This is a genomic window from Scandinavium sp. (assembly GCF_036271055.1).
In the GTDB taxonomy this organism is placed as follows: Bacteria; Pseudomonadota; Gammaproteobacteria; order Enterobacterales; family Enterobacteriaceae; genus Scandinavium.
The window spans coordinates 20,587-27,555 of record NZ_DATBBJ010000014.1; the positions used below are offsets into that span (position 1 = coordinate 20,587).

At 49.8% G+C, this 6,969-nt stretch carries 8 protein-coding genes; all 8 read left to right on the forward strand.

The features are described from left to right. The first annotated feature begins 282 nt into the window (after nt 1–282). A complete protein-coding gene (locus tag VH187_RS01345) occupies nt 283–1,167 on the forward strand; it encodes a FliM/FliN family flagellar motor C-terminal domain-containing protein (RefSeq protein WP_329699699.1) in 885 nt (294 codons plus the stop codon). Beyond that, nucleotides 1,160–1,561, forward strand: coding sequence for a flagellar motor switch protein FliN (fliN, locus tag VH187_RS01350; protein WP_329699700.1), 402 nt, complete (start codon nt 1,160–1,162; stop codon nt 1,559–1,561). Before VH187_RS01345 ends, fliN begins: the two co-directional genes overlap by 8 nt. After that, entirely contained in the window at nt 1,558–2,313 is a 756-nt protein-coding gene (gene fliP, locus VH187_RS01355) for a flagellar type III secretion system pore protein FliP (protein WP_329699701.1), read from the forward strand. The genes fliN and fliP overlap by 4 nt, the downstream gene beginning before the upstream one ends. A 2-nt stretch (nt 2,314–2,315) precedes the next feature. After that, the gene (gene fliQ / locus VH187_RS01360) at nt 2,316–2,588 is read left to right on the forward strand and encodes a flagellar biosynthesis protein FliQ (RefSeq protein ID WP_329699702.1); all 273 of its coding nucleotides are present in this window, start codon (nt 2,316–2,318) and stop codon (nt 2,586–2,588) included. Nucleotides 2,589–2,590: 2 nt separating this feature from the next. Continuing rightward, nucleotides 2,591–3,364, forward strand: coding sequence for a flagellar biosynthetic protein FliR (gene fliR, locus VH187_RS01365; protein ID WP_329699703.1), 774 nt, complete (start codon nt 2,591–2,593; stop codon nt 3,362–3,364). Next, nucleotides 3,364–4,503, forward strand: a complete 1,140-nt coding sequence (gene flhB, locus VH187_RS01370; RefSeq protein ID WP_329699704.1) for a flagellar biosynthesis protein FlhB — start codon at nt 3,364–3,366, stop codon at nt 4,501–4,503. The genes fliR and flhB overlap by 1 nt, the downstream gene beginning before the upstream one ends. Then, nucleotides 4,490–6,589 carry a flagellar biosynthesis protein FlhA gene (locus VH187_RS01375; protein ID WP_329699705.1) on the forward strand — a complete coding sequence of 700 codons (2,100 nt, stop codon included), beginning with the start codon at nt 4,490–4,492 and terminating at the stop codon, nt 6,587–6,589. The genes flhB and VH187_RS01375 overlap by 14 nt, the downstream gene beginning before the upstream one ends. Nucleotides 6,590–6,777: 188 nt before the next feature. After that, the coding region (locus VH187_RS01380; protein ID WP_473964785.1) for a flagellin N-terminal helical domain-containing protein at nt 6,778–6,969 on the forward strand (192 nt) is incomplete at its 3' end.

Below are 6,969 nucleotides of genomic sequence, written 5' to 3' on the forward strand. Positions count from 1 at the left end.
ATCCTTTAAAAACATTAAGTTAGCAAAAAACATTAACCAAAAATTACTTTTTTAAATAATGCAATAATAACGGAAGCGACCTTGCCACCGACACAGAAAAGCGGTTTAATCTTCCCCTGCTAAATAGACACAAGGACTGACTGGCTTATCCATACCAGGCAGTGCAGCAGATATAAACTAACATCGTCATTTTATTAGTTTTCCTCCTTGTACAATCGTAAACGGAAGATTTTATTCCATTGCTTCACCTTTTACCCGTTTCATACCATTGCGAATAGAGCCATGAACCCAGCATCTCAGACAGTCAGGATTTATCACAGCGATTCACTGCCAGAAGTGACAACCCTGGATGCACAAAAACTGGGTCGCCCATGGCACAAGTTACCGAAAATTATTAACGATCGTTTTGACATTACAGATTCGCAGCTGAGTCTCTACTTTCTTAAAAAATTGCGCGTTAACGTTTCTTTAAAAAATATGAGTTTTAGTATTGATAAAAGTTATAAAAACTCACAAATATTTTCCACCCAATTTGGTTATATTGCGATCAGTATCGATCGCTCTTTATTATTGAATATTCTCTATGATTATTATGGCTTGCGTGATGATAGTAATCCGGTTCCTGTGGCGATTGAGGACGAAAAAGTCACCAAAACTGAGGAACGGTTAAGAGTAAAAGTAGGCAAGGAACTGACCAGCCTATTAGTCGATGAAGATAGCTTCGGTTGCGCGCTGGATATCAAAGTCGATAACTCCGCAGTAATGACAAAGTGGGCCTGGTGTATTACCTACACTTTAGCCGGCTACGAACATGGCACATTTACCGTGCTATTTGATGAGAAGCATGTCGATCACTATCTGGCCCGGCTTCGCGTCAATGCTGTCGAAAACGGAGAAAGTGGCCCTGAGTCACCTACACCGGCACAAATAGAAAGCATGTTTCATTGCCTTCCATTAAAGCTGAATGCCCGGTTGGCTAACCTGAATTTAACGGTGGCACAACTCTCTGATTTAAAAGCAGGGGATATCATCCCTATCTTTATTAATGAGCCAGTTCCCGTGTTTATTGGCAAGGAACAAATCTTCGAAGCGGAGATCGCTGAAGATCGCGGGAAACTTTTCCTTAACGAAATAGCTGGCAGTACGGTTGAGAAACAATATGAGTGATTTGCAACAAGAATTGAGTCAGAGCCTGGATTTGGGCGATCTTAATCTCAATGAACTTGAGCAAGAGGATACAGTGGAAGGGAACATCCGCCTGGATATCCAATCTGATTCCCCTTCTACCCCTGGCATGAGCGAAATGCAGAAGATGTCGCTGTTCAGCCGCATCCCTGTGGTGCTGACGCTGGAAGTGGCTTCTGTCAATATTTCGTTGGCTGACCTAATGACCCTGAACAACGATTCGGTGGTTGAACTGGACAAACTGGCCGGTGAACCGCTGGATATCAAAGTGAACGGTATTTTGTTTGGTAAAGCAGAAGTGGTCATGCTCAATGACAAATACGGCCTGCGTATTCTTGAATTCAATACCAAAGATCTCGGTGAGCTAGCCCGATGAAACGCGTGCTCTCCCGCAGTAGCCTGGCCACGCTTCTGGCCATCGGGCTGCTGTTTTCGCCGTGGGCGCTTGCCGCCAACGGCGATATTACTTTGTTTAGCTCGACGGCCAATGCCGGCGGCCAGGATTACAGCGTTAAGATTGAAATCTTAATCATGATGACCCTGCTGGGTCTGCTGCCAATCATGGTATTGATGATGACCTGCTTCACACGGTTTATCATTGTGTTGGCGATCCTGCGTCAGGCGCTAGGGTTACAACAAAGCCCGCCAAACAAGATTTTAACCGGTATCGCGCTGGCATTAACGTTGCTGGTGATGCACCCCGTCTGGAACAAAATCTATGCGGAAGCGGTCATCCCGTTTCAGCATGATGAAATGACCCTGCCACAAGCGCTGGCGACCGCCGCCGTACCGATGAAAAAATTCATGCTCTCCCAGACCAATAACAAGGCGATGGCGCAGATGATGGATATCGCGGGGACGAAAGGGGATGCCAAGGAGCAAGATTTAACGGTCATTACACCGGCCTATCTTCTGAGCGAGCTGAAAACCGCCTTTCAGATTGGCTTTATGATCTACATTCCTTTCCTGGTCATTGACCTGATTGTCGCCAGTATTCTGATGGCGATGGGGATGATGATGCTCTCGCCACTGATCGTTTCGCTGCCGTTCAAATTGATGTTGTTCGTGCTGTGTGACGGCTGGACGCTGATTGTCGGCACGTTAACTGCCAGCGTCAGAGGACTGTAGCCATGATGAACATGGATATTGCAGGCGATATTGTGGCCGGGGCAGTACGACTTATTCTGATCGTTTCGGCGGTGGTGATTGTGCCAAGCCTGATGGTCGGGTTGTGTGTCAGTATTTTCCAGGCGGTAACACAAATCAACGAGCAGACGTTAAGTTTTCTGCCTCGCCTTGTTGTATCCCTTGGTGTACTTGTCTTTGGTGGTAAGTGGATACTTACTCAACTGGTGGATTTTACCATTAATATCTTCCATCAGGCCGCAACGCTTGTGAGTTAACCGTGGGTATTCAGTTACAGACTCTCTACATGCCACTGTTAGCCCTGATGCTGCCCTTTTTCCGCATTATGGCGCTGCTCAGTTTCGCCCCCATACTCGACAACAAAGCCTTTTCCCGTCGCGCAAAAGCAGGGCTTGCCCTGACGCTATCTATCGTCATCACGCCCATGCTGCCAGAGCATGTGGTCATGACAGAATTATTGTCGATGCGTACCGTTCTGCTTGTGGGTGAGCAACTGCTGTGGGGCATGTTGTTTGGTCTGATCCTGCGCCTGGTTTTTGTCACGCTGCAAACTGCCGGACAAATTCTGGCGATGAATATGGGGTTGGGCATGGCGACCATGAATGACCCGGTGAATGGCGTGAACTCCACGGTTATTTCGCAAATCATTACCGTTTTCGCCACGCTGCTGTTTTTTATCATGGACGGACATTTGCTGCTGGTGACGGTGCTTTATAAAGGTTTCACTTACTGGCCTATTGGTCAGGCGATTAACCGCCCAACGCTCAAGCTGTTGGTGGAAAGTTTTGGCTGGATTATCTCCGGTGCGACGTTGATTGCCCTGCCGACCACCTTCGTGATGATGATCGTGCAAGGCGGTTTCGGCCTGCTTAACCGTATTTCCCCATCGCTGAACTTATTTTCCCTCGGCTTCCCGATAAGCATGCTGTTTGGCCTGCTCTGTGTGTCGATGATGATCAGCAATATTCCCGGTCACTATCTCAATCTGACCACTGAAATTCTGTCGATGCTTGATTCAGTGAGGAATAACTGATGTCTGGCTCCAGTTCCGGCGATAAGAGTGAAAAACCTACCGCAAGTAAACTGCGAAAGGCTCGTGAAAAAGGCGATATCCCCCGATCAAAAGATCTGACCATGGCGGCGGGTCTTTTGACATCGCTGTTCACTCTCACCGCGTTCTTCCCCTGGTATAAGACCCTGATTGGAGAGTCCTTTACCGCCGTCGGTATGATGGCAGGGAAGCTCGATGACCCAGGCGCAATGAATCAGTTTATGCTGACTCAGGTCCATATCATCTTGCGAATTTTGGTCTCTCTTACCCCGATCCCAGCGGCCTGCATTATCGCAAGCCTGGTGCCTGGCGGCTTTATGTTCAGCATCGAAAAACTCAAACCTGACTTCAAAAAAATCAGCCCGTTGAGTGGAATAAAACGCCTGTTCGACAGTAACCATCTGGTCGAGCTCGGGAAAATGCTGCTGAAATGCGGGATTATTCTGGCAGTGCTGTACACCGCGATTCATGACTCGATGGATGACCTGCTCTTCCTGCAACGCCTGTGGCTTCGCCAGGCCGTGCAAGAGGGGTTCTCTATTTTCCACGGCATTCTGGTTAGCTTCATCACGGTCATTGTCATCTTTGCGCTGATCGACGTGCCTCTCAGCACCTTCATGTTCACCAAAAAAATGCGCATGACCAAGCAGGAAGTGAAGGAAGAACACAAGAACAACGACGGTAACCCACAGATTAAAGGGCGCATTCGTCAATTGCAGCGCCAGATGGCGATGGGTCAAATCAGTCGTAAAGTCCCTGAAGCCGATGTCGTCATCACTAACCCAACCCACTATGCCGTAGCGCTGAAATACGATCTGAATAAAGCCAAAGCGCCCTACATCGTGGCAAAAGGTGTCGATGACATCGCCCTGTATATCCGTGAAGTCGCGAAGTCGCACAACGTCGAAGTGGTGGAATTTCCGCCGCTGGCTCGCGCCGTGTATCACACCACCCGCGTTAACCAGGAAATTCCGGCGCAGCTTTTCCGCGCCATTGCCCACGTTCTGACTTATGTGATGCAGCTGAAGTCGTGGCGTACCGGCAAGAATGACGCTAAACCCCGCCTCAACAGGCACATCAATCTCCCTAAAGAGGTCTTAGACGAACATGGCAACCAGTAATTTTCAGCAGAAACTTGCCATACTGAAGCAGGGACGCATTGGCGTTCCGATTTTGCTTTTAAGCGTGCTGGCAATGGTTATGCTGCCGCTTTCGCCCGTCATACTGGACATATTGTTCACCTTCAACATCGTGCTGGCTGTGCTGGTTCTGTTGGTGTCGATTAACATCCAGCGCCCGCTGGATTTTGCGGTGTTCCCGACGGTACTGCTTATCACCACCTTGATGCGACTCTCGCTCAACGTCGCCTCGACGCGTGTTGTCCTGTTGAATGGTCACGAAGGCGAAGGTGCAGCCGGTAAGGTCATTGAAGCCTTTGGGCAGGTCGTTATCGGCGGCGACTTTGTCGTCGGCTTCGTGGTGTTCGTCATTCTGATGATCATCAACTTCGTGGTGGTCACCAAGGGTGCGGAACGTATCTCCGAAGTGTCGGCGCGCTTTACACTTGATGCCTTGCCGGGCAAGCAGATGGCTATCGATGCCGACCTGAATGCTGGCCTGATAAACCAACAGCAGGCGCGTCAGCGCCGTAAAGATGTCGCCAACGAAGCGGATTTCTACGGAGCAATGGATGGTGCATCTAAATTTGTCCGTGGTGATGCCGTTGCCGGGATCATGGTGCTGGTCATCAACGTCATTGGCGGGATCTGTATCGGGATCTTTAGGCATGGCCTGGATGCTTCCCACGCATTTCAAACTTATGTTCTGCTGACCATCGGTGATGGCCTGGTCGCGCAAATCCCTTCTCTGCTGCTCTCAACCGCAGCCGCTATCATCGTTACTCGCGTCAGCGACGGCAACGATGTCAGCCATGAGATTAAAACCCAGCTGCTGGCGAAGCCGTCCGTTCTTTACACCGCCTCCTTTATCCTCTTCATGCTGGCGATTGTGCCAAATATGCCGCATATCGCCTTCCTCAGCTTCAGCGCCATGCTGTGCTTTGTGGCATGGCGTCAGGGGAAAGTGGTTAAGCCCACGGTCACCAAAGAGGAAGATTTTGGTGCGATAAGCGATGCGCTTAGCAACGATAAGCTGCCGGACATCAATTGGGATAACATCCCGATGGTGGAACCGATTGGCCTCAATCTGGGCTATAAACTGGTCGCTTTAGTGGATGCCGCGCAGGGGAATCAGCTTTCCCAGCGTGTCCGCGGTGTGCGTCAGGTGGTATCAGAAAACTGCGGCGTGCTATTGCCCGAAATCCGCATTCGAGAAAACTTCCGCCTCAAACCCGCGCAATATGCTATCCACATCAACGGCATTCGCCGCGCGATGGGCGAAGTCCATGCCGATAAACTGATGGCAATTCCCGGCACAGAAACCTACGGTGATATTGATGGTGTGCTGGATGTCGACCCGGCTTACGGGATGTCGATTGTCTGGATTGACCACAACCAGCGCGCAGAAGCGTTAAATATGGGTTACCAGGTTGTCGACTGTGCGAGCGTGGTTGCCACACACATCAACCGTATCGCACGCGAAAACCTGCCCGATTTGTTCAACTATGACGACATCACCCATCTTCATGGCCGTCTTGCCGCTTTGGCACCAAAACTGGCAGAAGACCTGGGCAGCACGCTGAACCATAGCCAGTTGCTGCGAGTGTATCGCCAGCTGTTGCTGGAAAATGTCTCACTGAAAGATATCGTGACGATTGCCACCACCTTGATTGAAAGCTCAACGGTGACGAAAGACCCGCTGCTGCTGACCTCTGATGTGCGCTATTCACTGCGTCGCGCCATTGTGAACACCATTAACGGCGAAAAGAAAAAGCTGCCGGTCTTCACGATGGAAAACCAGCTGGAAAATATTCTGTTGTCTGCCCTGAATCAGGCGCAGCAGGCAGGAAAAGTGGCGCTGGACAGTTTCCCGGTTGATCCGAATATTCTGACGCAGTTGCAGAACAACATGCCGGTGATTGAAGAACAGATGAAAGCGAAAGGTTTTTCACCGGTACTGTTGGTCACGCCACAGCTACGCCCGTTGCTCTCTCGCTACGGTCGTCTTTTCTCATCCGGTTTGCATATTCTCTCTTACAACGAGATCCCCGAAGAGAGCGAACTCAGCGTGGTCGGCACGCTGGCATAGCGAAATCCTTTTCAAAATCGTTCCCGAACACCGCCTGCTGGCGGTGTTTTTTTGTTTTTATCTCACTGATTTTATTGTTTTTTAATTTTTATTCTTTTTTAAATTTAATTTCCACTCACCCTGTGCCGTTTTATCTCAGTACATAACAGGGATACCGGATACGCCGGTACCGAACGGAGATAAACATCATGGCACTTTCCCTTTTCACTAACGCAGCTTCCATGTCTTCTACCAACGCACTGAACCAGGCTAACAGCCTGCTCTCTACCTCTATGGAGCGTCTGGGTACCGGCAAACGTATCAACTCCGCCGCTGACGATGCCGCAGGCATGCAGATTGCTACCCGTCTGACCGCACAGTCAAACGGCATGGGCGTTGCC

Bases quoted from the DNA above. Each gene is read 5' to 3' on its own strand.
- fliQ (WP_329699702.1), top strand. From the start codon at position 2,316: ATGATGAACATGGATATTGCAGGCGATATTGTGGCCGGGGCAGTACGA.
- VH187_RS01345 (WP_329699699.1), top strand. From the start codon at position 283: ATGAACCCAGCATCTCAGACAGTCAGGATTTATCACAGCGATTCACTG.
- fliP (WP_329699701.1), top strand. From the start codon at position 1,558: ATGAAACGCGTGCTCTCCCGCAGTAGCCTGGCCACGCTTCTGGCCATC.
- flhB (WP_329699704.1), top strand. From the start codon at position 3,364: ATGTCTGGCTCCAGTTCCGGCGATAAGAGTGAAAAACCTACCGCAAGT.
- VH187_RS01375 (WP_329699705.1), top strand. From the start codon at position 4,490: ATGGCAACCAGTAATTTTCAGCAGAAACTTGCCATACTGAAGCAGGGA.
- fliN (WP_329699700.1), top strand. From the start codon at position 1,160: ATGAGTGATTTGCAACAAGAATTGAGTCAGAGCCTGGATTTGGGCGAT.